Annotated in this window: 23 protein-coding genes; 17 read left to right on the top strand and 6 right to left on the bottom strand. The window is 66.7% G+C overall.

Annotation, left to right across the window (positions count from 1 at the left end):
- Nucleotide 1: 1 nt before the first annotated feature.
- Nucleotides 2–424 (bottom strand): succinate dehydrogenase, cytochrome b556 subunit, encoded by a 423-nt coding sequence (gene sdhC, locus ABUA28_RS06965; RefSeq protein WP_407075430.1) that lies wholly within the window; start codon nt 422–424, stop codon nt 2–4.
- Nucleotides 425–642: 218 nt separating this feature from the next.
- Here sdhC and ABUA28_RS06960 point away from each other — a divergent pair, with 218 nt between their 5' ends.
- The 8 genes from ABUA28_RS06960 to ABUA28_RS06925 all read left to right on the top strand — a co-directional run bounded on the left by ABUA28_RS06960 (nt 643) and on the right by ABUA28_RS06925 (nt 10,256).
- On the top strand, nt 643–1,782 hold the full coding sequence (locus tag ABUA28_RS06960; protein WP_349903320.1) for a mannose-1-phosphate guanylyltransferase: 1,140 nt from the start codon (nt 643–645) through the stop codon (nt 1,780–1,782).
- Nucleotides 1,783–1,894: 112 nt separating this feature from the next.
- The gene (locus ABUA28_RS06955) at nt 1,895–2,959 is read left to right on the top strand and encodes a BMP family lipoprotein (RefSeq protein WP_349903319.1); all 1,065 of its coding nucleotides are present in this window, start codon (nt 1,895–1,897) and stop codon (nt 2,957–2,959) included.
- A 152-nt stretch (nt 2,960–3,111) separates the two neighbouring features.
- Nucleotides 3,112–4,212: a BMP family lipoprotein gene (locus tag ABUA28_RS06950; RefSeq protein ID WP_349903318.1), complete on the top strand. Its 1,101-nt coding sequence runs from the start codon at nt 3,112–3,114 to the stop codon at nt 4,210–4,212.
- 107 nt (nt 4,213–4,319) lie between these two features.
- On the top strand, nt 4,320–5,867 hold the full coding sequence (locus ABUA28_RS06945; protein WP_349903317.1) for an ABC transporter ATP-binding protein: 1,548 nt from the start codon (nt 4,320–4,322) through the stop codon (nt 5,865–5,867).
- Between the two features lie 98 nt (nt 5,868–5,965).
- Nucleotides 5,966–7,204, top strand: coding sequence for an ABC transporter permease (locus tag ABUA28_RS06940; protein WP_349903565.1), 1,239 nt, complete (start codon nt 5,966–5,968; stop codon nt 7,202–7,204).
- A 5-nt stretch (nt 7,205–7,209) separates the two neighbouring features.
- Nucleotides 7,210–8,499, top strand: coding sequence for an ABC transporter permease (locus ABUA28_RS06935; RefSeq protein ID WP_349903564.1), 1,290 nt, complete (start codon nt 7,210–7,212; stop codon nt 8,497–8,499).
- A complete protein-coding gene (locus ABUA28_RS06930) occupies nt 8,496–8,906 on the top strand; it encodes a cytidine deaminase (RefSeq protein WP_349903316.1) in 411 nt (136 codons plus the stop codon). Before ABUA28_RS06935 ends, ABUA28_RS06930 begins: the two co-directional genes overlap by 4 nt.
- A 60-nt stretch (nt 8,907–8,966) precedes the next feature.
- Nucleotides 8,967–10,256, top strand: coding sequence for a thymidine phosphorylase (locus tag ABUA28_RS06925; RefSeq protein WP_349903315.1), 1,290 nt, complete (start codon nt 8,967–8,969; stop codon nt 10,254–10,256).
- Nucleotides 10,257–10,283: 27 nt separating this feature from the next.
- Here the strand turns inward: ABUA28_RS06925 and uriH are convergent, their stop codons facing one another.
- Nucleotides 10,284–11,231: a uridine-preferring nucleoside hydrolase UriH gene (uriH, locus tag ABUA28_RS06920; RefSeq protein ID WP_349903314.1), complete on the bottom strand. Its 948-nt coding sequence runs from the start codon at nt 11,229–11,231 to the stop codon at nt 10,284–10,286.
- A 68-nt stretch (nt 11,232–11,299) separates the two neighbouring features.
- Between uriH and ABUA28_RS06915 the strand changes: the two genes are divergently transcribed.
- Genes ABUA28_RS06915 through ABUA28_RS06905 form a run of 3 tightly spaced genes read left to right on the top strand, consistent with a single transcriptional unit; the run spans nt 11,300 to nt 13,139 of the window.
- Nucleotides 11,300–12,421, top strand: coding sequence for an adenosine deaminase (locus ABUA28_RS06915; RefSeq protein WP_349903313.1), 1,122 nt, complete (start codon nt 11,300–11,302; stop codon nt 12,419–12,421).
- A 2-nt stretch (nt 12,422–12,423) separates the two neighbouring features.
- Nucleotides 12,424–12,870, top strand: coding sequence for a PTS sugar transporter subunit IIA (locus ABUA28_RS06910; RefSeq protein ID WP_349903312.1), 447 nt, complete (start codon nt 12,424–12,426; stop codon nt 12,868–12,870).
- The gene (locus tag ABUA28_RS06905) at nt 12,867–13,139 is read left to right on the top strand and encodes a PTS sugar transporter subunit IIB (RefSeq protein ID WP_349903311.1); all 273 of its coding nucleotides are present in this window, start codon (nt 12,867–12,869) and stop codon (nt 13,137–13,139) included. The genes ABUA28_RS06910 and ABUA28_RS06905 overlap by 4 nt, the downstream gene beginning before the upstream one ends.
- A 119-nt stretch (nt 13,140–13,258) precedes the next feature.
- Here the strand turns inward: ABUA28_RS06905 and ABUA28_RS06900 are convergent, their stop codons facing one another.
- Nucleotides 13,259–14,977: a phospho-sugar mutase gene (locus tag ABUA28_RS06900; protein WP_349903310.1), complete on the bottom strand. Its 1,719-nt coding sequence runs from the start codon at nt 14,975–14,977 to the stop codon at nt 13,259–13,261.
- Entirely contained in the window at nt 14,974–15,822 is an 849-nt protein-coding gene (locus tag ABUA28_RS06895; protein ID WP_349903309.1) for a purine-nucleoside phosphorylase, read from the bottom strand. The genes ABUA28_RS06900 and ABUA28_RS06895 overlap by 4 nt, the downstream gene beginning before the upstream one ends.
- Nucleotides 15,823–16,019: 197 nt before the next feature.
- Between ABUA28_RS06895 and ABUA28_RS06890 the strand changes: the two genes are divergently transcribed.
- A complete protein-coding gene (locus ABUA28_RS06890) occupies nt 16,020–17,456 on the top strand; it encodes an NAD(P)H-quinone dehydrogenase (protein WP_349903308.1) in 1,437 nt (478 codons plus the stop codon).
- A 191-nt stretch (nt 17,457–17,647) separates the two neighbouring features.
- On the top strand, nt 17,648–18,604 hold the full coding sequence (locus ABUA28_RS06885) for a hypothetical protein (protein ID WP_349903307.1): 957 nt from the start codon (nt 17,648–17,650) through the stop codon (nt 18,602–18,604).
- A gap of 106 nt (nt 18,605–18,710) precedes the next feature.
- On the opposite strand, the gene ABUA28_RS06880 is transcribed toward ABUA28_RS06885, so the two are convergent.
- Both ABUA28_RS06880 and ABUA28_RS06875 read right to left on the bottom strand, forming a co-directional pair.
- Nucleotides 18,711–20,462, bottom strand: a complete 1,752-nt coding sequence (locus ABUA28_RS06880) for an acetyl/propionyl/methylcrotonyl-CoA carboxylase subunit alpha (protein ID WP_349903306.1) — start codon at nt 20,460–20,462, stop codon at nt 18,711–18,713.
- 79 nt (nt 20,463–20,541) lie between these two features.
- Nucleotides 20,542–21,177 (bottom strand): Maf family protein, encoded by a 636-nt coding sequence (locus ABUA28_RS06875; RefSeq protein WP_349903305.1) that lies wholly within the window; start codon nt 21,175–21,177, stop codon nt 20,542–20,544.
- 43 nt (nt 21,178–21,220) lie between these two features.
- Here ABUA28_RS06875 and ABUA28_RS06870 point away from each other — a divergent pair, with 43 nt between their 5' ends.
- The 4 genes from ABUA28_RS06870 (at nt 21,221) to ABUA28_RS06855 (ending at nt 25,728) form a co-directional block, all read left to right on the top strand.
- Nucleotides 21,221–22,495, top strand: coding sequence for a class I SAM-dependent RNA methyltransferase (locus tag ABUA28_RS06870; RefSeq protein ID WP_349903304.1), 1,275 nt, complete (start codon nt 21,221–21,223; stop codon nt 22,493–22,495).
- Nucleotides 22,496–22,719: 224 nt separating this feature from the next.
- Nucleotides 22,720–23,421 carry a response regulator transcription factor gene (locus tag ABUA28_RS06865; protein WP_349903303.1) on the top strand — a complete coding sequence of 234 codons (702 nt, stop codon included), beginning with the start codon at nt 22,720–22,722 and terminating at the stop codon, nt 23,419–23,421.
- A complete protein-coding gene (locus ABUA28_RS06860) occupies nt 23,411–24,685 on the top strand; it encodes a sensor histidine kinase (RefSeq protein WP_349903302.1) in 1,275 nt (424 codons plus the stop codon). Before ABUA28_RS06865 ends, ABUA28_RS06860 begins: the two co-directional genes overlap by 11 nt.
- Nucleotides 24,682–25,728 (top strand): hypothetical protein, encoded by a 1,047-nt coding sequence (locus tag ABUA28_RS06855; RefSeq protein ID WP_349903301.1) that lies wholly within the window; start codon nt 24,682–24,684, stop codon nt 25,726–25,728. The genes ABUA28_RS06860 and ABUA28_RS06855 overlap by 4 nt, the downstream gene beginning before the upstream one ends.
- Nucleotides 25,729–25,833 lie beyond the last annotated feature (105 nt).

Here is a 25,833-nt window from a genome sequence, read left to right as displayed (position 1 = left end):
CCTACTCGCTAAAGATATTGATCATCTGGCGCGGAACGAAGCCGACCAGGAGGATGACCCAGAGCACGATCACGATCCAGAACATCAGCCGCTGGTGCCTAGTGCCGACGCTCCAGAAGTCGATGAGGATGATGCGAAGGCCGTTGAGCGCGTGGAACCCGATGGCGGCGACCAACGCCGTCTCGCCGAGACCCATGATCACAGTTTTGTATGTGCCGATCACGGCGTTGTACGCGCCAGGACTCACCCGGATGAGCGAGGTGTCGAGGATGTGCACCAGGAGGAAGAAGAAGATGCCGACGCCGGTGATGCGATGCAGCACCCACGACCACATGCTCTCGCGACCCCGGTACAGGGTTCCGCGGAGCGGTCGTGGAGGACGGATCTTGGGAAGTGGGTATTTCTTTGGTTCTGGTGGAGACACCAGGGCCCCCGCCGATACGTCTGGCACGAGCAACCCTCCTTGCGGTGGTTCAGCCCCGGCAGTGGGGCATGTGGTAGTTCTGTACGAACTTGGCCCAGTCTATTCCGTGCGCGCACCCCTCGGTCGCAACGGCGGGCCGAAATAGCTCGACATCAAGATACTTTTCATAACTTCCGCCACTTTTACTCCGGTTCAGCTCTGCCCATTACAGTGGTCGCATGCCAGCTCATGACGACGAGACAGTACCCGCGGACTCGCTCTCACGCTTCTACAGCATCATTCCCGCGGGTGGCATCGGGTCGCGTCTGTGGCCGCTGTCGAGGGCGGATGCGCCGAAGTTCCTGCACGACCTCACCGGCTCCGGCACAACCCTGCTTCGGGGCACCTGGGACAGGCTCGTCCCGCTGTCCGGCCCAGATCGGATCATGGTGGTCACCGGGCGCGCGCATCGGGCGGCCGTCGAGGAGCAGATCCCGGATCTCGCAGATCTCAACGTCGTGCTCGAGAGCGAACCCAAGGACTCGTCCGCCGCGATCGGACTCGCCGCGGCCATCCTCAGGCACCGCGAACCCGACGTGATCATCGGATCGTTCGCCGCGGACCATGTCATTGCAGACACTCGCGGTTTCAAGCGCGCAGTGACGCAGGCCGTCGCGGCGGCGGACGCCGGGTACATCACGACGATCGGCATCACACCGACGGAGCCCGCGATCGGGTTCGGCTATATCCACTGTGACGGACAGCTGGCTATCCCTGGCGCTCCGGGTGCCGTTCTCGCCGACAGTTTCGTGGAGAAGCCGGATCTGGCCACAGCTCAGTCGTATCTGGCCGACGGAGGTTATCTCTGGAACGCGAGCATGTTCATTACGCGCGCGGATGTCCTGCTGGCGCAGCTGGGCGAGTCGGAGCCCGAACTGCTCGCCGGTCTCACAGAGCTCGCTGAGGCGTGGGACACCCCTGCGCGCGGAGCCGTCGTCGACAAGGTCTGGCCCGGTCTCAAGAAGATCGCGATCGACTACACCGTCGCGGAACCCGCTGCGGCTGCGGGGCGACTCGCGGTTATTCCGGGCGACTTCGACTGGGATGACGTGGGCGACTTCGCGTCGATCGCCAAGCTGCACTCGCACGGCAGGCCATCCGACCTGGCGATCCTCGGGGAGAATGCCCGGGTGCTCGCGGATGCGTCGAGCGGCGTCGTGATCAGCCAGAGCGGTCGCATGATCTCCCTCATCGGAGTCGAGGGCATCGTCGTCGTGGACACCCCGGATGCGCTGCTGGTGACCACCACCGCGAACGCGCAGCGGGTGAAGTCGGTTGTCGACGCGCTCAAGCTCTCGGGGCGCAGCGACATCCTGTGACCTGCTCCGTTCGCGCCACTGACGTAACGAAGCAATAACGAATCGGTCGAGCGCGTCTCCAGCGGGGGTCTCGGGCGGATGGGGGCGCCCACGTCTCGCTAACGTCCGAAGCATGGCAAAGTTTTCAGTCCTCCGTCCCGCGGTACTCATCGGTGCCGCATTGCTCGTTCTCTCCGGCTGCTCGGCCGCCCCTGAGCAGGCAGCGAAACCCGACGCATCCGCGTTCTGCGCGCGCATGGTGACGAACTCCGGCGGACTCCACGATCGTTCGTTCAACGAATCGAGCTGGGCCGGGCTGCAGGACGCCGAGAAGAAGTACTCGATCTCCGCGAGGGTGCTTGTCTCCACCGGCGAGACCGACCTCGCGCCCAACGTGGATCAGGCCGTCGCGAGCGGGTGCGGCTTCGTGCTGACCGTGGGCTACGAGCTGGCCCCCGCCACCGAGAAGGCCGCGAAGGCCAACCCGACGATTGATTTCGCCCTCGTCGACGAGACCGTCGACGCGCCGAACGTGAAACCGATCGTGTTCGACACGGCGCAGGCGGCCTACCTGGCCGGGTACCTCGCGGCCGGGGTGAGCACGACGCACAAGGTCGGAACCTTCGGCGGTGGCAACCAGCCGCCGGTGACCCTGTTCATGGACGGCTTCGCCGACGGCGTCGCGAAGTACAACGAGGTGCACCACGCGAGCGTCGAGGTGCTCGGCTGGAACAAGGCCGAACAGGACGGGTCGTTCACCGGTGACTTCGAGGACACGACAAAGGGTTACAACCTGGCCAAGAGCCTCCTCGACCAGGGAGCGGATGTCATCCTCCCCGTCGCGGGCCAGGTGGGCGAGGGCGCGGCGTCCGCGATTCTCGACGCGGGCCACGGGTCGCTGATCTGGGTCGACAACGACGGCTACAACACGCTCCCCGAGAAATACCGCGGCATCCTGCTCACCTCCGTGCTCAAGAACACCCAGGATGCGGTGGCGTCGATCGCCAAATCTAGCAAGGACAAGACCTTCACCAACACCCCGTACGTCGGCACCCTGAAGAACGGGGGAGTGGGCATCGCGGGCTTTCACGACATGTCCTCGCAGGTCAGCCCACAGCTGGCCACGGAAGTCAAGAACCTCAAGGCCGACATCATCTCCGGGGCAATCGTGGTGACCTCACCGAGCACGCCGAAGTAGAAGCACATTTCCTGAACATTTCGCTGTAGTCCCGGCTGTGTAACGCTTGGGGTGCTGCCCGAAATTCGAGTCGTTCAGCACTCGTAACATTGGGTAACGTGTACGGAACTAAGCCCCAGCGTTTTCCGCTGGGCAGCACCTTGGAGGACACCTTGAGAATCACTTCTCGCGGCCGCATCATGGGCGGCCTTGCCATCGTCGGCATAGCAACGATGCTTGCCGGATGCGCGTCAGCACCGAAGGCCCCCGCCGACAACGGCGCAAAAGCATCGAACTTCAAGGCCTGTATGGTCTCGGACGCCGGTGGATTCGACGACAAGTCGTTCAACCAGCTCGGCCTCGAAGGCCTGCAGAGCGCAGCCAAGAAGCTCAACATCAAGGAGGTGCACGTCCAGTCCACCGGTGACAGCGACTACGCACCGAACATCACCCAGATGATCGACCAGGGCTGCAACCTGATCGTCACCGTCGGCTTCAACCTGGCGAACGCCACGCGCGACGCTGCCAAGGCGAACCCGAAGGTCGACTTCGCACTCATCGACTCCGGTGTGTCCAACGCCGACGGCTCGCCGCTGACGCTTCCGAACGTCAAGCCGATCCTCTCCGACACCGCACAGGCCGCCTTCCTGGTCGGCTACGCGGCAGCCAGCTACAGCAAGACCGGTATCATCGGCACCTTCGGTGGCATGCAGATTCCGCCCGTGACCATCTTCATGGACGGTTACGCAGACGGCGCCGCGTACTACAACACCCAGAAGGGCAAGGACGTCAAGGTCCTCGGCTGGGATGTCAAGGCGCAGAACGGATCGTTCACCGGTGGCTTCGACGCCGGCACCGATGCCCAGAACGCGGCCCAGACGCTGATCGACCAGAACGCGGATGTCATCCTTCCCGTCGGCGGACCGATCTTCCAGAGCGCGGGCGCAGCGATCGTCAGCTCTGGTAAGGATCTGGCCCTCATCGGCTGTGACGCCGACGTGTTCAAGACGTTCCCCAAGTACGACGACATCTACTTCTCATCGATCATGAAGAACATGTCCGGTGACGTCGAGAGCGTTGTGACGGCGGCGAAGGACGGAAAGTTCGACAACACCCCGTACATCGGAACGCTCGAGAACGGCGGCGTGGGCATGGCTCCGTTCCACAACTTCGAGTCGAAGGTGGACCCGGGCCTGCAGAAGGAACTGGACTCCATCAAGGCTGACATCATCAGCGGCAAGATCAAGGTCGAGTCGCCGTCCAGCCCGAAGTAAGTAACGTTCGATCACGGTCGGGGAGACCAGCGACGCTGGCCTCCCCGACTCATGTCTTATGTAAGCCCCACCCATCCGTTCAATGACGTGCGGATAGATTGTGAATCATGAAGCTCGAACTTCGTGGAATAACCAAAAGGTTTGGCGCTCTGGTCGCCAACGACCACATCGACCTCACGGTCGAACCCGGCGAGATCCATTGCCTTCTCGGTGAGAACGGCGCGGGCAAGTCCACCCTCATGAACGTGCTCTACGGCCTGTACCAGGCCGAAGAGGGCGAGATCCTGCTTGACGATGTCGTGCAGAATTTCGAGGGACCGGGCGACGCGATGGCCGCCGGTATCGGCATGGTGCATCAGCACTTCATGCTCATTCCCGTCTTCACCGTGGCGGAGAACGTGATGCTCGGGCACGAGAAGACCGGCTTCGCCGGTCACCTCAACTTGAAGGCGGCGCGTGAGCAGGTCAGGGAGATCTCCTCCAGGTTCGGCTTCCAGGTCGACCCGGATGCCCTGGTCGAGGATCTGCCCGTCGGCGTGCAGCAGCGGGTCGAGATCATCAAGGCACTCTCGCGCGATGCCAAGGTGCTCGTGTTCGATGAGCCGACCGCCGTGCTCACGCCGCAGGAGACCGACGAGCTCATGGCGATCATGAAGCAGCTCAAGGAATCCGGTACCTCCATCGTCTTCATCACCCACAAGCTGCGCGAGGTGCGAGAGGTCGCGGACCGCATCACGGTCATCCGGCTCGGCAAGGTCGTCGGTGAGGCATCGCCCACCGCGACCAATGCGGAACTCGCCTCCCTCATGGTGGGCCGCCCCATCGACCTCACCCTGGAGAAGGGGCCGGAGAAGGCGGGCGAGCCCGCGCTCGTCGTGCGTAACCTCTCGGTGATCGACCAGCACTCCCAACTCGTGGTCAACGACGTCAGCTTCGAGGTGCGCTCCGGAGAGGTGCTCGCCATCGCGGGCGTGCAGGGCAATGGCCAGACCGAACTCACCGAGGCCATCATGGGCCTGCAGGAGAGAGTGCGGGGCGAGATCGAACTCGACGGCAAGCCGCTGCTCGGCCTCAGCGTTCGCAGGGTGCTCGAGGCGGGCGTCGGCTTCGTGCCGGAGGACCGCCAGGAAGACGGCCTCGTCGGTGAGTTCACCGTCGCGGAGAACCTCATGCTCGACCGCTCCGTCGGCGCACCGTTCGTGCGCGGGGGCGGCCTGCAACTGAACTATCTGTCGAGCTTCGCGGAGAGCAAGGTCGAGGAGTTCGACATCCGCACCCAGGGCATCGGCACTCGCGCGGGCAGGCTGTCCGGAGGCAACCAGCAGAAGGTCGTGCTGGCGAGGGAGCTCAGCCGTGAGCTCCGGCTGTTCATGGCGGCGCAGCCGACCCGTGGTCTCGACGTCGGATCCATCGAGTTCGTGCACAAACGCATCATCGCCACCCGGGACTCCGGGGTTCCGGTGATCGTCGTCTCCACCGAGCTCGACGAGGTCGTCGCGCTCGCCGACCGGATCGCCGTGATGTACCGCGGCGGCATCGTCGGCATCGTGCCCGGCGACACCCCGAGAGACGTGCTCGGCCTCATGATGGCGGGCGAGGTGCCGGCGGGAATGCCAGGGCCGGATGGAACCGCACCGAAGGGAGTCGCGGCGTGAGCGACGAGAACACCGACGACATCACAGCGCAGCAGCTCCCGCCCCGCGGGCAGGTCGAGGCGCAGACCGAGACTCTTGAACCCGGACAGACCCCCCAGATGAAACAGGATGACGAGTCCGGCTCGCGCTGGACCGCCGCGCTTCGAGAGATCGCCTCCGGCAGTGCGCTCATGTCCGTGCTGGCCGTCGTACTCGCGATGGTGGTCGGCGCCGTGCTGATCGCCCTCACGGACGAGAACGTGCACGCGGCATCCGGCTACTTCTTCGCCCGCCCGATGGACACGATCGAGGCGATCTGGACCGCCGTCTCCGGTGCATACATCTCGCTCTTCCAGGGCTCGATCTACAACTTCAACCGACCGGACTTCGTCGACGGCATCCGGCCGCTCACCGAGACGCTGAGCTTCGCGACGCCGCTCGCGATGGCCGGCCTCGGCGTTGCGCTCGGCTTCCGTGCCGGAATGTTCAACATCGGTGGCCGAGGCCAGATGCTGTTCGGAGCTGCCGCCGCGGGCTGGGTGGGATTCTCCATCGACCTGCCCCCGGTCGTCCACCTCATCGTCGCTCTCGCCGCGGGCATCCTCGCCGGTGCGATCTGGGGTGGCTTGGCCGGCTTCCTGAAAGCGAGAACCGGCGCGCACGAGGTGATCGTGACGATCATGCTCAACTACGTCGCGTTCTACTTCCTCAGCTACCTGCTGCGCACCCCGGGGCTCCTGCAGGCTCCTGGGTCGAACAACCCGAAGTCGCCGCCGCTGGCCCAGAACGCGGTGTTTCCGAAGCTGTTCGGGCCGCAGTACAACCTAACCATCGGCTTCCTGCTGGCGATCGCCGTCACCGTGCTGGTCTGGTGGATTCTCAACCGCTCGAGCCTCGGCTTCCGGTTCCGCGCGGTGGGCGAGAACCCCAAGGCTGCGCGTGTTGCCGGCATCAACGTGAAGAACGTCTACGTCATCGCGCTGTTCATCTCTGGCGCACTGATCGGGATGGCCGGGGCCAACCAGGTGCAGGGCGTCATCACCACGGGCTTCACCTCTGGCATCGACGCCGGCATCGGATTCGACGCCATCACGGTCGCGCTGCTCGGACGATCCCGCGCCTGGGGTACCTTCTGGGCCGCGATCCTGTTCGGGGCGTTCAAGGCGGGTGGTTTCACTATGCAGGCCGTCGAGGGCATCCCCATCGACATCGTGCTTGTGTTGCAATCCCTCATCGTGCTGTTCATCGCGGCGCCGCCGCTCGTGCGGGCGGTGTTCCGTTTGCCCACTCCGAGTGAGACGCCCAGGCTGAGAAAACCGTCGAACGCGGCGGCCAAGAAGACGGTGGTGACCAAGTGAGCGCGGTGACGCAGGATTCGCAGAACAAGGCCGCGACGACCGTCGTCCTCGCGACGGCGGTGGTCAAGAGCTGGAAGACGCCGATCGCGCTCGCAGTCTTCGCGATCATCGCCGTCGTGCTGTTCGCGGTGGTCGGGCGCTCGGCATCCTCGGTGAGCACATTCCGCCTCTCCACCTCGGCGGACTTCATCCAGTTGCCGAGCCTGCACCTGCCCACGCGGGCGACGGGCATCGTCGTGTCGATCGTGCTCGTGCTGATCGCGCTGCTGTCGGTGTATCTCGTCCAGCAGCAGCGCAAGGTGTCCATCTGGATCATCAGCGTCTACGCACTGGTGTTCATGGTCGGCTTCCTCGCCTGGGCCGCGGCCAACGGAACCATTCCGCTGCCCGGCCTCCTCATCGGCACGGTGGGGCTCGCGACTCCCCTCATCTTCGGTGCGCTCAGTGGCGTGATCTCCGAGCACGTCGGCGTCGTCAACATCGCGATCGAGGGTCAGCTGCTGGCGGGCGCCTTCGTGGCCGCGATCGTGGCATCCATCACCAACCAGCCGTTCGTCGGCCTGGTGGCGGCGATGATCGCCGGTGTGCTCGTGTCGTTCGTGCTCGCGGCGTTCTCGATCCAGTACTTCGTCGATCAGATCATTGTCGGTGTCGTGCTCAACGTGCTCGTGGCCGGGCTGACCAGCTTCCTCTACTCGACGCTGCTGAGTCCGAACGCTGCTGCCCTGAACAACCCGCCGCAGTTCCACAAGATCGACATCCCGGTGCTCAGCCAGATCCCGATCATCGGGCCGGTGCTGTTCCAGCAGACCATCATCAGCTACATCATGTACATCACGGTCGCGCTCGTGTACTGGGGCTTGTTCCACACCAAGTGGGGTCTGCGACTGCGCTCCTCCGGCGAGCACCCGCAGGCCGCGGACACCGTGGGCATCAACGTCAACCGCACGCGGTTCTGGAACGTGTCGCTCGCCGGTGCCATCGCCGGAATGGGTGGTGCGTACTACACGCTCGTCGTGGTCGGAGCGTTCAACAAGGAGATGACGAACGGCGCCGGATTCATCGCGCTCGCCGCCGTGATCTTCGGGCGCTGGGATCCCATCCGGGCAACGCTTGCCGCCCTGCTGTTCGGTTTCGCCACCAACCTGCAGAACGTGCTCGGTGTGATCGGTTCTCCTGTGCCGAGCGAGTTCATGCTCATGCTGCCCTACGTCGTCACGATCTTCGCGGTCGCGGGCCTGGTCGGAACGGTCAAGCCGCCCGCAGCGGAGGGAAAGCCGTATATCAAGTCATGACAGATATCGATTGGGATCTGCTCCACGCCGTCGCGAACGACGCCACGAGCCACGCCTACGTTCCGTATTCCAAGTTCCCCGTGGGGGCCGCGGCGCTCGTCGATGACGGGCGGGTGATCTCGGGCTGCAACGTCGAGAACGCGTCGTACGGGCTCACACTGTGTGCGGAGTGCGGCCTCGTGTCCACGCTGCACGCGAGCGGAGGCGGGCGTCTCGTGGCCTTCAGCTGCGTCGACGGGCACGGCAACATCCTGATGCCCTGCGGTCGGTGCCGCCAGCTGCTGTACGAACACTCCGCACCGGGGATGCTGCTGCAGACCGTGTCGGGGATCAAGACCATCGACGAGGTGATCCCGGATGCGTTCGGGCCGCGGCAGCTCGAAGACTACGCCGCATCTGCGGGTTGAGTAGGCCGCCCGCGGCCGTATCGAAACCGTCGTCCCGAACCACTCGCAAGGAGCACCACCATGGCCATTGAAGCGTTCGACGTCGTCGACCTGATCCACACCAAGCGCGACCACGGAGCGCTGTCGACAGGCCAGATCAACTGGCTCGTCGACGCCTACACGCGCGGCTATGTCTCCGACGAGCAGATGGCGGCCATGGCCATGGCGATCTATCTCAACGGAATGGAGCGCGAGGAGATCCGCGACCTCACTCTCGCCATGATCGCGAGCGGCGAGACCATGAACTTCGGCTCGCTCTCGAAGAAGACGACCGACAAGCACTCGACCGGCGGCGTCGGTGACAAGATCACGCTGCCGCTCGCGCCGCTCGTCGCCTCTTTCGGCGTCGCCGTTCCACAGTTGTCGGGCCGTGGTCTCGGCCACACCGGCGGCACGCTCGACAAGCTGGAGAGCATCCCGGGCTGGCGCGCGGCGATCAGCAACGAGGAGTTCCTGGCCCAGCTCGAGGACGTGGGCGCGGTCATCTGTGCCGCGGGCTCCGGCCTCGCGCCTGCCGACGGCAAGCTGTATGCGCTGCGAGACATCACCGGCACGGTGGAGTCGATCCCGCTCATCGCCTCCTCGATCATGAGCAAGAAGATCGCGGAAGGCACATCCGCTCTCGTGCTCGACGTGAAGTTCGGCTCGGGGGCCTTCCTCAAAGACATCGAGCAGTCCCGCAAGCTCGCGGAGACCATGGTCGCGCTCGGCACGGATGCGGGCGTCGCCACCCGCGCACTGCTCACCGACATGAACGTGCCGCTCGGACTCACCATCGGAAACGCCCTCGAGGTGCGCGAATCGGTGGAGGTGCTCGCCGGTGGCGGGCCGGCAGACGTCGTGGAGCTGACGGTGGAACTGGCCCGGGAAATGCTCGCGCTGGCCGGCAAGCCAGACGTGGACGTGGCATCCGCTCTCGCTGACGGCAGCGCCATGGACGTGTGGCGCAGGATGATTTCGGCCCAGGGCGGCGACCCGTCTGCGGCGCTTCCCGTGGCTCGCGAGACTCACGTGGTCAAGGCCGACCGGGATGGCGTGCTCGCCACCCAGGACGCCCTCCCCTTCGGTATCGCGGCCTGGCGCCTCGGTGCCGGACGCGCCCGCAAGCAGGACCCGGTGCAGTTCGCCGCGGGCGTGGAGCTCTACGCCAAGCCCGGTGATCGGGTCACCAGGGGTCAACCCCTGTTCACCCTGCACACGGATGAGCCGGCCCGCTTCGAGCGTGCGCTCGAGGCGCTCGAGGGCGCGTGGTCCATTGCTGACACCGCGCCAGAGCGCGCCCCCCTGATCTCCGCCCGCATCATAGGCTGACCCCTCTCACGGGAAGCGGGCAGGGGGTTACAGAGGCGGGTCGCCGATGCGCTGCAGGGCGTCGACGATGAGCGACCAGAACTTGGCGTGGTCGAGGTTCGTTGCGGCGTAGGTGGTGCACCCGGGCGGTGCGGGGCTGCGGAAATCCGCCACCGTCATGCCGAGGGTGAGGGTGCCGGTGAGTTCGACGTCCAATGGCACGCGCACCACATCCATCACGCGCGGGTCGATCACGAGCGCGACGGCGCAGGGGTCGTGCACCGGCGGGTGCTCGAAGCCCTGCGACTCCTTGTATGTGGTGCCGAAGAACTCGAGCAGCTCGACCACGAAGCGCGCCGGGCCGGTGCCGACGGCGGCGATCGCGGCCACGACATCCGGGGTCGCGAGCGCCTGGTGGGTGAGGTCGAGGCCGACCATGGTGAGCTTCCACGGCTCGTTGAAGACGATGTGCGCCGCCTCGGGGTCGATCACGATGTTGAATTCGGCCGCGGCACTCCAGTTGCCCTGGTGGTAGCCGCCGCCCATGAGCACGACCTCCTTGACCCGGGATGCGATGCGCGGCTCCTTGCGCACGGCCAGCGCGATGTTCGTGAGGGCCCCGGTCGGCACGAGGGTGATGGATCCGGGCTCCGAGGCCATGATCGTGTCGATGATGAGGTCGACGGCGTGACGCCCATCGAGCGCGGTGGTCGGCTCGGGCAACACGGGGCCGTCCATTCCGGAGTCACCGTGGATGGATTCGGCCACCTCGGGCTCGCGCACGAGCGGCCTGTGCGCGCCCGCGGCGAACGGCACGCCCGTGATGCCCGCGATGCGCGCGACGGCCAGCGCGTTCCTCGTGACCTTCTCGATCGTCTGGTTGCCGTGCACCGTCGTGACGGCAACGAGTTCGATCTCGGGGTTGCCGTGCGCGAGCAGCAGGGCGATCGCGTCATCGTGGCCCGGATCGCAGTCCAGAATTATCTTTGACGACATCCGCTCTACACCCTCCAGATTGCTGAATCCCAAGGTTAGTCGAGGTCGCCACCCGGTAGATTTGAGCCATGAACACTGTGCCGACGGACTACCTGCTGCCCGGAGGCGGCGCGAGCATCACCGCGCTGCCGAAGGTGTCGCTCCACGACCACCTCGACGGTGGTCTGCGGCCCCAGACGATCATCGACCTGGCCGAGAGCCACGACCTCGAACTGCCCGAGACGGATGCCGCAGCGCTCGGCGAGTGGTTCGCCGAGAAGAGCGACTCCGGCTCGCTCGTGGAGTACCTCAAGACTTTCGACATCACCACCGGCGTCATGCAGACCCAGGAGGGCCTGGCGAGAGTCGCCCGCGAGTTCGTGCAGGATCTGGCCGACGACGGCGTGATCTACGGTGAGATCCGCTGGGCGCCCGAGCAGCACCTCGCGCGCGGGCTCACCCTCGACGAGACGGTGGAGGCGGTGCAGGAGGGACTGGATGCCGGGGTCGAGGACGTGCGCATCAGCGGGCGCCGCATCCGGGTCGGCCAGCTCGTCAGCGCCATGCGTCACAACACCCGCGGTCTCGAGATCGCGGAACTCGCCGTGCGCCACAGAAACCACGGCGTCGTCGGCTTCGACATCGCCGGAGCCGAGGCCGGGTTCCCGCCGAGCAACCTGCGCGATGCCTTCGACTACCTCGCACAGCACTTCCTGCCCGCAACCGTGCACGCGGGCGAGGCAGACGGGCTGGACAGCATCCGCGGCGCCCTGTTCGATGGCCGTGCCCTGCGCCTCGGTCACGGCGTGCGCATCGCGGAGGGCATCACCGTCGAGCGAGAGGATGCGGAGAACAGCTACGTCACCCTCGGGCCGGTCGCCCAGTGGGTGAAGGATCGCGAGATCGCCCTCGAGCTGTCGCCGCAGTCGAACCTGCAGACCGGTGCGATCGAGCAGTGGGGCGAGAACCTCATCGACCACCCCTTCGACCTGCTGTACCAACTCGGCTTCCGCGTCACGGTCAACACCGACAACCGGCTCATGAGCAACACCTCGCTGAGCAAGGAGCTCTCCCTGCTGAGCGAGACCTTCGGGTATGACCTGGGCGACCTCGAGGTGTTCCAGCTCAACGCCGCGAGCGCGAGCTTCCTGCCACTGGAGGAACGCGAAGACCTCGCGGACCAGATCAGCGCCGGCTTCGAGCGGGCCTGAGGATGCCGCTTCCGCAGCTTCCGGAGTCCGCCATCATCCTCGGCGCAGAGGCCGCCGATTGGCGTGCAGCGGTGCGCCTGACGGGTGCTGCGCTCGCGGAGTCTGGTGCGGCGACGCCCGGATACGCCGACGAGATGATCCGCATGATCGAGGAGCACGGTCCGTACGTCGTCATCGCGCCCGGGCTGGCCCTCGCGCACGCGCGTCCGGGCCCCGAGGTGCTGGGGGACGGACTCGCGGTCGTGACGCTGGCCACACCCGTGGCGTTCGGCCATCCGCACAACGACCCGGTGAGCGTGGTGCTGGGCCTCGCCGTCAGCCGACCGGATGCGCACCTCGCGTCGGTCGCGGAGCTCGCGAACATCTTCAACGACTCCGGGGCCATCGTGGCGCTCGAGCAGGCAACCACGGCTGCAGAGGTGCAGCGGATCATGGGAAGGCGCGAGTGAAGATCGTCACCATCTGCGGTGCAGGGATCGGCAGCTCGGGCATCCTCAAGGTCAATACGGAGCGTGTGCTCGGGCACCTCGGGATCGACGCGGAGGTCACGGCCGCCGACCTTCGCACGGTGACGGCGGTCGCGGAGGACGCTCAGGTCATCCTCACCTCGGCCGAGTTCGTCGAGGCGATCGGCAAGACCTACGCCGACGTCATCGTGATCGAGAACCTCTTCGACACCGCGGAACTCACGCGCAAGCTCGAGGTCGCGCTGGGCTGATCGCGTGGGCCGTCGGTAACCGAGCCGAAGGCTGAACCGCCGTCGCTCCCACCGGCACGGCCGCCCGATGCTGGCGCATCGGTCGGAACCGGCGGTGTGGGCCCAGCTCCGTCGGAAACTCAGGCCAACAACTGGCGCATCGCCGCATCGAGAGCGGCAACGGTCTGGTCGGCCGCCGCGCGACGCTCCTGAGCGGTACCGGTCGCGCTCAAGGCGTCGATGTAGATCTTGAGCTTCGGTTCCGTGCCGCTCGGCCGCAGGATCACCCGCGATCCGTCCACGAGCCAGATGCGCAGGATGTCGCCGGGCGGGAACTGCTCGAAGCCGTCCGCGAAGTCGTCGATGTGGTCGACCCGCACTGCGCCGATCGACGGGGGCAGGTTCTGCCGCAGGCCGTTCATCCTGGCCGAGATCTCGTTCAGCTCACCGACCCGGATCGAGATCTGTGACGAGGCGTACGCCCCGAACTTCTCGGCGAACTCGTTCTCGTGGTCGGCCAGGGTCCTGCCCTCCGCCTTGAGCTCGGTCATCAGACTGAGGAACTCGACCGCGGCCGAGATGCCGTCCTTGTCGCGGATCTTCTCCGGGTCGACGAGGTAGCCGAGCGCCTCCTCGAACCCGAACGCGAGCCCCGGAGCGCGCGAGACCCACTTGAATCCGGTGAGGGTGTCGACGTAGTCCAGCCGGTAGTGCTCCGCGATCTGACGAAGCGCGGGCGAGCTCACGATGGACGCGGCGAGGGTGCCGTCCCGCCCGAGTCGCGCGAGCCGGGATGCGGCGCGCCAGCCGAGCAGGTAGCCCACCTCGTTGCCGCTGAGACGTCGCCAGTTGGCCGCGACATCCGCGGGCCCATCTGGCACGGCGACGGCGAGCCGGTCGGCATCCGGGTCGTTGGCGATGACGAAGTCCGCCCCGTGCGCTGCGGCGGTCTCGAAGGCGAGATCCATCGCGCCAGGCTCCTCCGGGTTGGGGAAAGCGACGGTGGGGAAGGCGGCATCCGGCTCGATCTGCTCGGTCACCACGATCGGCTCGCCGAAACCGGCCGCAGCGAAGACGCGCTGCGCCGTCTCCCAGCCCACCCCGTGCATGGCCGTGTAGACGAAGCGCAGCTTGGCGGATGCGGAGGTGGCGATTTCTGCGGTCAGGCGCACGTACTCGTCGACGACCTCCTCATCCGCGATCTCGTACGCTCCTCGGTGAAGCTCCAGCACGCCCTGCCCCGAGGCGACCCGCAGGATGTGCGCGGCGATCTCGGCGTCGGCCGGCGGCACGATCTGCGAGCCGTCGTCCTCGTCGCCGAGGTACACCTTGTAGCCGTTGTCCTGCGGCGGATTGTGGCTCGCGGTGACCATCACGCCCGCGCTCGTGTCGAGGTGGCGCACGGCGAAGGCGAGCACAGGGGTCGGAAGTAGCCGCGGCAGCAGGATCGCCCGCACGCCAGCTCCGGCCATGAGCTCCGCGGTGTCTTCGGCGAATACGCGCGAGTTCTTGCGCCCGTCGTACCCGATCACGACCGACGGCTGCGCGTCGCCGGCCTTCGCGAGCAGGTAGGCGGCGAGCCCGACTGCTGCCTGCGAGACGAGCACCCGGTTCATGCGCCCCGGTCCCGCCTCGATGCGACCGCGAAGTCCCGCCGTGCCGAACTCCAGCCTGTGGTCGAAGCGCGCGTGCAGCTCAGCGACCGCAGCGGCGTCACCGGCCCGCGCGTCTTCGATCAGGGCGTCCAGTTCTGCGCGGGTCTCGGCATCCGGGTCCTGCGCGCGCCAGGCCTCCGCCTGCTCGATCACCGTTGGTCGAGCAGGGCGCTCAGCACCCGTATCGAGACCTCCGCCGCTCACAGCTCGCCCACGATCCGCGCGAGCAGTGCGCTGATCACGGGCTCCGCCGCCTTGCCCGCGTCGATGACCTCGGCGTGGCTGAGCGGCGTCTTCTGGATTCCTGCGGCCAGGTTCGTGATGAGTGAGAGCCCCAGGATCTCCATGCCCGCCTGTCGCGCGGCGATCGCCTCGAGCGCGGTGGACATCCCGACGATGTGGCCGCCGACGGCCTTCGCCATCTGCACCTCGGCTGGGGTCTCGTAGTGCGGGCCGCGGTTCTGCACGTACACGCCCTCGTCGAGGTTCGGGTCGATTCGCTTGGCGATCGCCCGCAGCCGCGCGCTGTAGAGGTCGGTGAGGTCGACGAAGGTTGCGCCCTCGAGCGGCGAATCGCCGGTGAGGTTGATGTGGTCGCTGATGAGAACGGGTGTTCCGGGCTTCCAGCTCTCGCGGATGCCCCCGGCCCCGTTCGTGAGGATCATGGTCGCTGCGCCCGTGGCGGCCGCCGTGCGCACGGAGTGGACGACCCGTCGCACCCCGTGGTTCTCGTAGTAATGCGTGCGCGCTCCGATGACGAGCGCCCGTTTACCGCTCGGCAGCAGGATCGAGCGGATTGAGCCGACGTGGCCGGCGAGCGCCGGCTTGCTGAATCCGGTGATCTCGGTTGCCGGGACAGTCGCCGTCGTCTCGCCGATCAGGTCGGCAGCTTTCGCCCATCCGCTGCCCAGGGTGAGGGCGATGTCGTGCCGGGGAACCCCGGTCTTCTCAGCGATCTGGGCCGCGGCTTCTGCTGCGACGGCGAAGGGATCGGCCGCGGGGTCATCGAGTGGATTCGGCTGCGGCGATGCAGTGTTAATCGTGGACATCAGACCACTCTATTCGTCGACAACCCGTCCCCCTCGCGCTTCCGAAAACGCAGGAGATTCTTGCGCAGTCGCGCCCTTCTGGTGTGAAAACGCGCCGACCGTGCAGATCTCCTGCGTTGTCGGTCCGCGGCCGCGGGGAGTGGACGCACGGGCGGCGCGGGTCGGTGGATGCGGCCGCGGGCTGCGAGAATATACGCATGGCTTATGAGTTCGAGCGAAAACAGCGCATCACCGTTCTCGGCGGCGGCCCAGGGGGTTACGAGGCGGCGCTCGCGGGTGCCCAACTCGGGGCGGAGGTGACGCTCGTCGAGCGCGTCGGTGTGGGCGGTTCGGCCGTGCTCACGGATGTCGTGCCGTCGAAGACGCTCATCGCGACCGCGGAGGCGGCCAACGCGATCGGTGAGGCCACCGACCTCGGAGTGCAGTTCTTCACTCGAGGAGACAACGGCAGGCCGGTGCGGCCGGAGGTCACGGTCAACCTCGCCGCGGTCAACCAGCGACTGCTCAGACTCGCGCGCCAGCAGTCAGAAGACATGAAGTCGCAGCTCATCAAGTCGGGCGTGAAGGTCGTGCAGGGTACGGGCAGGCTCGACGGTCCGACGAGGGTCATCGTGTCGACGGGCACGGGCAAGAGCGCGACGGATTTCGACGAGATCGACGCCGACACCATCGTTATCTCGGTCGGAGCGAGCCCGCGCATCCTGAGCTCGGCCAAGCCAGACGGCGAACGCATCCTCACCTGGACCCAGCTCTACGCGCTCGAGACGATTCCCGAGCACCTCATCGTCGTGGGATCCGGTGTCACCGGTGCCGAGTTCGCCTCGGCGTACACGGCGCTCGGCGCAAAGGTCACGCTCATCTCGAGCCGCGACCAGGTTCTGCCCGGTGAAGACGCGGATGCCGCACGCGTGATCGAGGACGTGTTCCGTCGCAACGGCATGACCGTGCTCTCCAAGTCGCGGGCCGAGTCCGTGACGCGCACAGACGACGGCGTGGTCGCCACCCTCTCCGACGGACGCACGGTCGAGGGTAGCCACTGCCTCATGGCCGTCGGTTCGATTCCCAACACGGCGGGGATCGGTCTCGAAGAGGCAGGCGTGCAGCTGACGGAATCAGGGCACATCCGGGTGAACCGGGTGGCGCGCACCTCGATGCCGATGATCTACGCGGCGGGCGACTGCTCCGACTTCCTGCCGCTGGCATCCGTCGCGTCGATGCAGGGACGCACGGCCGTGTTCCACGCGATGGGGGATGCGGTCAATCCCACGGAGCTGCGCAACGTCACCTCGAACATCTTCACCCAGCCCGAAATCGCCACGGTCGGCTGGTCGCAGAAGCAGATCGAAGACGGCATCGCCCAGGGCGAGATCTACAAGCTGCCGCTGGCATCCAATCCGCGCGCGAAGATGATGGGCATCAAGGACGGCTTCGTGAAGCTGTTCGCCCGCACCGGCTCCGGCACCGTCATCGGCGGCGTGATCGTGGCGCCCCGGGCATCCGAGCTCATCCTGCCGATCGCGATCGCGGTGGAGCACCGCCTCACGGTCGACCAGGTGGCTCGCGCATTCACGGTCTACCCGTCGCTGTCAGACAGCATCACGGACGCCGCCCGCGCCCTGCACATAGTGCACTAGCCACCGCCGCTGGCGCCGGGTGACGATGCGCCACTGTGTCAACGATGCGCGTGTTATAACGGCCGCATCGATGACAAGTTGCAGCATCCTTCTCGGCACCACGAGGGACAACACCTCCTCCACAGGTGGAACTTCTCCACAAATGATGGAGTAGCGCGTCCTGGAGTGCTCCCCAGTCGCAAGCTGGGCGGATGTCGACACAGGTAACGCGGGAATGGCAGGATCGCTTCGTCCTCACTCGCGAGTTCAGCACACCCGGGGCTCGTGCCGCGTTCTTCGCGAGCGTTCGAAGGGGCGAGTTCGTTGCCGTGTTGCGTGGTGCCTATATGGCGGCTGAGGCGTGGGCGGCGATGGGCGGAGACGAGCAGTATCGCACGATCGTCCTGGCCGCGGCGGAACTCCTCCCGGGCAAACCGGTGTTCTCGCACTATTCGGCCGCAGCTCTCTGGCGCCTGCCGATGGTGGGAGCGTGGCAACGGCGTGTGCACGTCACCGTGCCTACGGCCGATGGCGGGAGATCCAGCGGTGTGGTCTTCCGCCACACGGTGGGCGTTCCTGACGACCTCACGAGCATCGATGGGCTGACTGTGACCTCGCTCGGAAGAACGGTGGTAGATCTGGCCAGGGCGGCTTCCTTCGGCCAGGCGGTGGTGTTCGCGGATGCCGCTTTGCATCGGAGCGCACATCCCATCGGTGGTATACCCGGCACATCGCTCGACAGGGCGGACCTCTACGGCGAGTTAGCTGGTGTTCCCATTCGTCAGGGCACGGCGAAAATTCGCGAGATCATCGAGTTCGCGGATGGGACAGCCGATCGCCCGGGCGAGTCTCTCAGTCGCGTCAGCATGTTGCGGGCCGGAATAACGATGCCGTTGCTACAGGCTCCACTGCGCGGAGCGAGCGGCAGACAGTACTTCGTCGACTTCTGGTGGCCCACATTCAACGTGATCGGAGAGTTTGACGGTCACGATAAATACCGGCTACCGGAGTTCCTTCGTGGGAGGACTCCTGAGCAGGCGGTCTATGACGAGAAGCTTCGTGAGGATGATCTCCGAGCTGCGGGTCACGGCGTGAGCAGGTGGCCGTGGGCAGTGGCGGTTTCTCCCCGTAGATTGGCGGCACACCTTGCCATCGCGGGCGTGAGGTGACCACCTGTCGCCGGACGGTGCTGGATGTCGTTATCGATGCGGTCGCTATAGCAGCTGCATCGATGACACATTTGCGCATCGTCGAGAGGCAGGGCGTGCGGCCCGGCTAGACGATATTGAGCAGAAGGTGACCGGATGACACGGTCGCCCCGACCGCAGCATTCACGTTCGCGATCGTGCCGTCCTTGTGTGCCGTGATCGGCTGTTCCATCTTCATGGCCTCGAGCACCAGGACCAGGTCACCCTTCACCACTGTGTCACCCTCGGCGACCGCAAGCTTCACGACGGTCGCCTGCATGGGGGCCTTCACGGAGTCGCCCGTTGCCGCGCTTGCCGCGCTGCCGCCCTCGCGGCGCTTCGGCGGTGCGACCGTGGCAGTCGCGCCTCCGCCGGCCGAGAGCCGTGCGGGCAGCGAGACCTCGATACGCTTGCCTCCGACCTCGACGACGACGCTGTGACGAGCCGCAGCGGGAGCCTGCGCCTCGAGCGATCCGCTCCACGGCTCGATGTCGTTGACGAATTCCGTCTCGATCCACCTCGTGTAGGTGCTGAACGGTGAGCTCGTGAATGCCGGGTCGCGCACGATCTTGCGGTGGAAGGGGAGCACGGTGGGGAGCCCGGCGACCTCGAACTCGTCGAGGGCACGACGCGCGCGCTCGAGCGCGTCCTCGCGCGATGAGCCCGTGACGACGAGCTTGGCGAGAAGCGAGTCGAAGGCACCGCTGATGACGTCTCCCGTGGTCACGCCGCTGTCGACGCGCACGCCGGGTCCGCCCGGCATGCGCAGCACGTGCACGGGGCCGGGAGAGGGGAGGAAGCCCCGCCCGGGGTCCTCGCCGTTGATGCGGAACTCGAAGGAGTGTCCGGTCGGAACGGGGTCGCCGTAGTCGAGCACCCCGCCCTCGGCGATGCGGAACTGCTCGCGCACGAGGTCGATGCCGGTGACCTCTTCGGACACCGGATGTTCCACCTGCAGTCGCGTGTTCACCTCGAGGAACGAGACGGTGCCATCGCTCGCGACGAGGAACTCGCAGGTGCCCGCGCCGACGTAGCCGACCTCGCGCAGGATCGCCTTCGACGAGGTGTAGAGCGCCTCGGTCTGCTCCTCCGTGAGGAATGGCGCCGGCGCCTCCTCGACAAGTTTCTGGTGGCGACGCTGCAACGAGCAGTCGCGGGTGGAGATCACGACGACGTTGCCGTGGGCATCCGCGAGGCACTGCGTCTCGACGTGGCGTGGCTTGTCGAGGTATTTCTCGACGAAGCACTCTCCTCGGCCGAACGCAGCGATCGCCTCGCGCGTCGCCGAGTCGAACAGTTCGGGGATCTCCTCGCGGGTCCTCGCGACCTTGAGTCCGCGTCCGCCGCCGCCGAACGCAGCCTTGATCGCGACCGGGAGACCGTAGACATCGACGAAGTCGAGAACCTCGGATGCCCCCTCCACCGGATTCAGCGTCCCCGGCGCCAGCGGGGCCCCGACCTTCTCGGCGATGTGGCGTGCGGACACCTTGTCACCGAGCTGCTCGATCGCCTCGGGCGACGGGCCGATCCAGATGATGCCGGCATCGATCACAGCGCGGGCGAACTCCGCGTTCTCGGCGAGAAAGCCGTAGCCCGGGTGGATCGCGTCTGCGCCGGAGCGCTTCGCGATCGAGAGGATCTTGTCGATCACGAGATAGGTCTCAGCGCTCGTGGTTCCCTCGAGCGCGTAGGCCTCATCGGCGAGCTTGACGTGTCGGGCATCCCGGTCCTGGTCCGCGTAGATCGCGACCGAGGCCAGCCCGCTGTCCTTCGCCGCCCGGATGACGCGTACGGCGATTTCGCCGCGGTTGGCTACAAGGACCTTCGTGATGCGGGGCATAGTTCTTTAGCTTATTGGCCCGACGGCCGCGTTCTTTGGCATAGACCTCCAAAAAAGATGGATGCGTCTCTGACAGCCTCTACAAGCGCTCGCGATTCCACAGGGTCGGCCAGCTCACGTCGAAGCCGACCAGCAGCTGCCGCAGCACCGCGAGAGACAGCCCGACCACGGCGTGCGCGTCACCGTCGATCGAGGAGATGAATGGGGCGCCGAGACTGTCGATGGTAAAGGCACCGGCCACCGTGAGCGGCTCGCCTGTGGCGACGTAGGCGTCGATCTCCGCATCGGAGATATTGCCCGCGAAGGTGACCGCCGTGGTCGATACCGCGCCAGCGGCCCCGCCGAGAACGCCGCCACGATAGTCGATGAGCCAGTGACCGCTGTGCAGCAGGCCGGTGTGTCCACGCTGCAGCAGCCAGCGCTCCCGCGCCACCTCCGGCGTGTGTGGTTTGCCATAGGCGACGTCGTCGAGTTCGAACATGGAATCCGCGCCGAGAACGAAGCCGTCGAGCGGCTGCGCGCCCCGCCGGCTGCCCGCAACAGCCTCGGACTTGAGACGGGCGAGAAGCTGCACGGTCTCGGCGACCGTCAGCGGCCCGGCGGCCGCGACTGCGGCATCCTCGTCGACCTCTGAGGGAATCACGGTCGGTTCGATGCCTGCCGCGCGCAGTGTCGCGAGCCGGGCGGGTGATGTGGAGGCGAGATACAGTCGCACCGTCGCTCCTGTTCCGAGTCTGCTCCTGTGGGAGTCTTGGGGGATGGGTGAAAATCATGGCAGAGAGGTCGAGCTGGAGGTTACCAAGGTAGCCCACGGTGGCATCTCGGTAGCGCGCTACGACGGCCGGGTGGTCTTCGTGAGCGACGCGATCCCCGGCGAGACGGTGCTCGCGCGGATCAGCGACGACTCCAAGCCGTCGTTCTGGCGCGCCGACACGGTGTCTGTGCTGCGCGCGTCTGAGTTCCGCCGGCCTCATATCTGGGCCGCGGCATCCGTGGACCGCGCTCCGGAGGATCGCGCGGGCGGCGCAGAGTTCGGGCACATAGCGCCAGCTCACCAGCGCGAGCTCAAACGGCAGGTGCTCTGCGAGGCGTTACAGCGGATGGCCGGGATCGAGACAGGGGTCGCGGTCGAGGCGATTCCCGGCGCAGAGGACGGCACCGGATGGCGCACCCGGGTTCGCCTGCACGTGGCAGACGACGGAACGATCGGCCCGTATTCCGCGCGGTCGCACCGCGTCATCCCGGTGCAGGACCTGCCGCTCGCGACACCGGAGGTCTCGGCCATCGCACCGCTGGCGGAGAGCTTTCCCGGCGAGAGCATCGTCGACCTGGTCGCCCCGTCGGCCGGAAACCCCTGGGTGCTGACGGAGGCGGGTGTGAGGCCCGCGGCGAAGACGGGCGGAAAGGCCAGGAGGCCGAAGCCGCCGAAGCCCCAGACGATCATGGAGCGGGTGGGCGATCGCGAGTTCCAGCTGGATGTCCGCGGCTTCTGGCAGGTGCACCGCTCGGCGGCCGAGACGCTCACCAGGGCCGTGCAGGAGGCCGTGGACGAGTCGCTCGTCGACCCGCGCGCCGCAAACCTCGACCTGTACGGCGGCGTCGGCCTGCTCGCGGCGGCGCTCGGTGACCGTTTTGGGAGCACGCTCAAGGTCACGACGGTCGAAAGCGACTCTCGGGCGACCGATCACGCCGCGGAGAACCTCGTCGAGTGGGTGGGGGCCGTGTCTGTGACGGCGCGCGTCGATCGCTTCCTCACGCAGCTGCGGTCATCCGCGGGCGCGGCCGAGCGAGCTCGACTTCGGCAGGCGACCGTCGTGCTCGATCCACCGCGCTCCGGCGCGGGCAAGGCGGTCGTCGACGAGCTCGTCGAGCTCGCCCCGGCGCAGCTCGTGTACGTGGCGTGCGATCCGATCGCGCTCGCCCGGGATGTCGCGCTGTTCGCGGCGCGCGGCTACGAGCTCGTGAGACTGCGGGCCTTCGACCTGTTCCCGAACACGCACCACGTCGAGGCCGTGGCGACGCTGCGCCGTTAGTGCCGTCCAGCTACCGGTTCGTGGTCACCAGCATGTGGTCTGTTCCTGGCCGGAGGTGGGGTTGGAGGCGCATCCGCTGAGGAGCATGAGTAACCCTGCAACGGCACCGATGGCCACGACGAATCGGGAATTCATCTCAAGACCATATCGGCTACGGGCGTCACCGCCGATACGATGGGTGCCGTGGCCACCAGCCGCGCGTACAGGGGGAGACAGGAACGTCCATGGTCGAGAGCAACGCTTCAGGAGATGGGGTCGCCGCTGCGGCCGCCGTGCGCGTGGCGGTTGTCGATGACCATGAGTCCGTTCGACTGGGATTGAAGGCCGCCTGTGTCGAGGCGGGATTCAACTTCGTACTCGCCGCGGCATCCGTCACCGAACTCATCGAGGGACTTGCGGGCCGGGAGTGTGATGTGGTCGTTCTCGACCTCTCCCTCGGCGACGGCTCCACCGTCACGGAGAACGTCAAGCGCGTGCAGGCGGCTGGCTCTGCCGTGCTCATCCACAGCATCGCCGATCGTGTGGCCTCCGTGCGCGAGGCGCTCGCCGCGGGGGCAGCGGGGGTCATCCCCAAGGCGTCCGCGACGAAGACCGTGATGGCGGCCGTTGCGACCGTCGCCAGGGGTGACGTGCTGAACAACCTCGAGTGGGCCACGGCGATCGATGCCGACCGCGACTTCTCCAAGGCGCAGCTGGGGCGGCGCGAGCGAGAGATCCTGCACCTCTATGCCTCCGGCCTTCCACTCAAACTCGCGGCAGAGCAGCTCGGCATCGGGTACTCGACGGCGCGCGAGTACCTGGATCGCATCCGGGTGAAGTATGTCGAGGTGGGGCGCCCCGCACCGACCAAGGTCGACCTGCTGCGTCGCGCGGTGGAGGACGGAATTCTTCCGGGTCTCGATCCGGACGGTGGAGATGCCCGCTAGGGGCCCGGCGATCGTCGCGTCTGCGACGAAGCAGCCTCGCAGCCCGATCAGTCGGCGGCAGATCGAGACCGTCGCCGCCAGATCCGTCGCGATCTTCAGCCTCGTGTTCGGGGCGCAGACATTTCCGATCACCCTCGACCAGTACGCGGGCGAACGGCCCGGCTGGGGCCTCGTCATCACCGTGGCGATCTACGGCAGCATCCTTCTCATGCTCGTCGCCGCGTTCACGAAGCGCTTCGTGCGCCTGGCCGGGGCATTCATCAGCTTGTCCTGGCTTGTGGCGATGGCCACCTGGCCGCTCACGGTCTCTCCCGACATGGTCACCTCCGCCGATCGCCCATGGCTGTGGTACCTGTGTACCGTCGCAACCGGTGCGGCCGCGCTGTCGTTCAAGCCGTTGCCTGCGACCGTGTATCTCATCGCGGCGCCGGTCGCCTACGGGCTGACGAGGACCACGGAGGGCGTCGGGGCGCGAGGCTGGGGGCCCGCGGCACTCGACACGATCTACGCGATCATTCTCGGCGGCGCCATCCTGATCATTCTCACCCTGCTTCGCCAGGCCGCCGCATCCGTGGATGCCGCCCAGGCGACAGCGCTCGACCGGTACGCCCACGCGGTGCGCCAGCACGCGACCGAGGTGGAGCGCGTGCAGGTCGACTCGATCGTGCATGACAGCGTGCTCACCACGCTGCTCTCCGCGGCGTCTGCCGATACCCCGGAGGCCAAGGAACTGGCCACGACAATGGCGCGAAACGCCATGGGACACCTGAAGGCTGCCGCGGCGGCCAGCCCGGATGACGACGCAACAGTCTCAAACAGCCAGCTCGCCCACAGGATCATGGGCGCGACGGCAACGCTGTCCGCCCCGTTCGAGCTTCGCACGAACGAGATCGGCAGCGGGACCATCCCCGTGCACGTCGCAGAGGCGCTCTATTCCGCCTCCGTGCAGGCGATGGTGAACAGCCTGCAGCACGCAGGCGATGGGCCTAAGGTCTCGCGCTGGCTCAGCATCAGAGGAAAGCCGCACGGTGGCATCCAGGTGGATATCGGCGACACCGGCGCGGGATTCGATACCGCGACCGTGCCGACGGAACGGCTGGGGCTCAGAGTCTCCATCCTCGAGCGCGTCGCGAACGCCGGCGGTGTCGTCGACATCGACTCTGCGGAGGGGCGCGGCACCGTGATCAGCATCCACTGGCCGGACCCCGTCAGCACCACCCCTGCGCGGGATACCGCAGTCGGAACCGAGGAGGTGCAGCCGTGATCATCTCGATACCGCGCTACCTCATCGTCGGCCTCGCGGCGGTGTTCTCCGCGTACCACCTCGTGCTCGCCACGGTGTCGATCGGCGTTCCGAGGAACCCCGTGCCGTATGTCGCGGCGATGGTGCTCTACGCCGTCGCCACGACGCTGAGCCTGTGGCCGTCTAAGCGGCAGCGGATGCCCAGCTGGCTCGCGTCGTTCAATCTCGCGGTCGCGGTGTCCGTGCCGCTCGTGGTCTCGAGCCAGCTGCCCGACCCGACCCGGCTCAACTACGCGGCGTGGTACGTCGCCGCGATCGGCACCCTCATGGTCATCACCTCGACCAGGCGTCGGCACGTCTTCGCCTGGCTGGGTGTTGCCGCACTCAGCGTGCAGACCGTGGCCTGGGCGGGCTTCGGTGCTCTCGCGGGGCTGGGCATCATCGGGAGCGTCGTGTGGGTGGCCATTTCGCACGTGCTGTCGCGTTCGCTTGCCAAGGCGGGACGCGACGCTCGCCAGTACGCGCTCGCCGAGCGTGAGGCGGTCGAGTGGAGGGCAGCGCAGGAGGCGCACGTCTCGGAGCGCCAGTTCAGGCTCGGCCAGACGAGCAGGATGGCCCTGCCGATGCTCCGACAGATCGTGGCGAGCGGGGGAGAGCTCACCGAGGGCCAGCGCAGGGAGTGCATCTATCTCGAGGGTGCTATCCGGGACGAGATTCGCGGCCGCAAGCTGCTCAATGACCGCGTGCGCGAACAGATCATGATCGCCAGACGCAAGGGCACGGTCGTCATGCTGCTCGACGAGGGCGGTATCGACGACCTGCCGGATGACGAACTCGAGCGGGTGCACAACCGCCTGGCCGCAGCCATCCGCGACACGGATACGGGCCGACTCATCGCACGCACCGTACCGGAGGGTTCGGACACCGCGGTGACGGTCGTCGGACTGAGCTCGCCCGACGAGGGCCACGCGAGCGCACTCGGCAACCACGCGCAGGACGACGAGGACGAGGGCGACAGGGTGGACCTGTGGCTCGAGATCCCGCGCGTCGCCGCAGCCGACTGACGCAGCGGCTTATAGGCAAGAAGGTGTGGATGGGTTCTTGATCTGGGCCCGGGATTGCGGGGCTGGATCGGGGTTGTTATGGTCCGCGACCCTTAGTCGTGGATC

This window comes from Parafrigoribacterium humi (assembly GCF_040227205.1).
Lineage (GTDB): Bacteria > Actinomycetota > Actinomycetes > Actinomycetales > Microbacteriaceae > Parafrigoribacterium_A > Parafrigoribacterium_A humi.
Note: the sequence above shows the minus strand (reverse complement) of the source record. Positions and strands in the feature narration are given on the sequence as shown.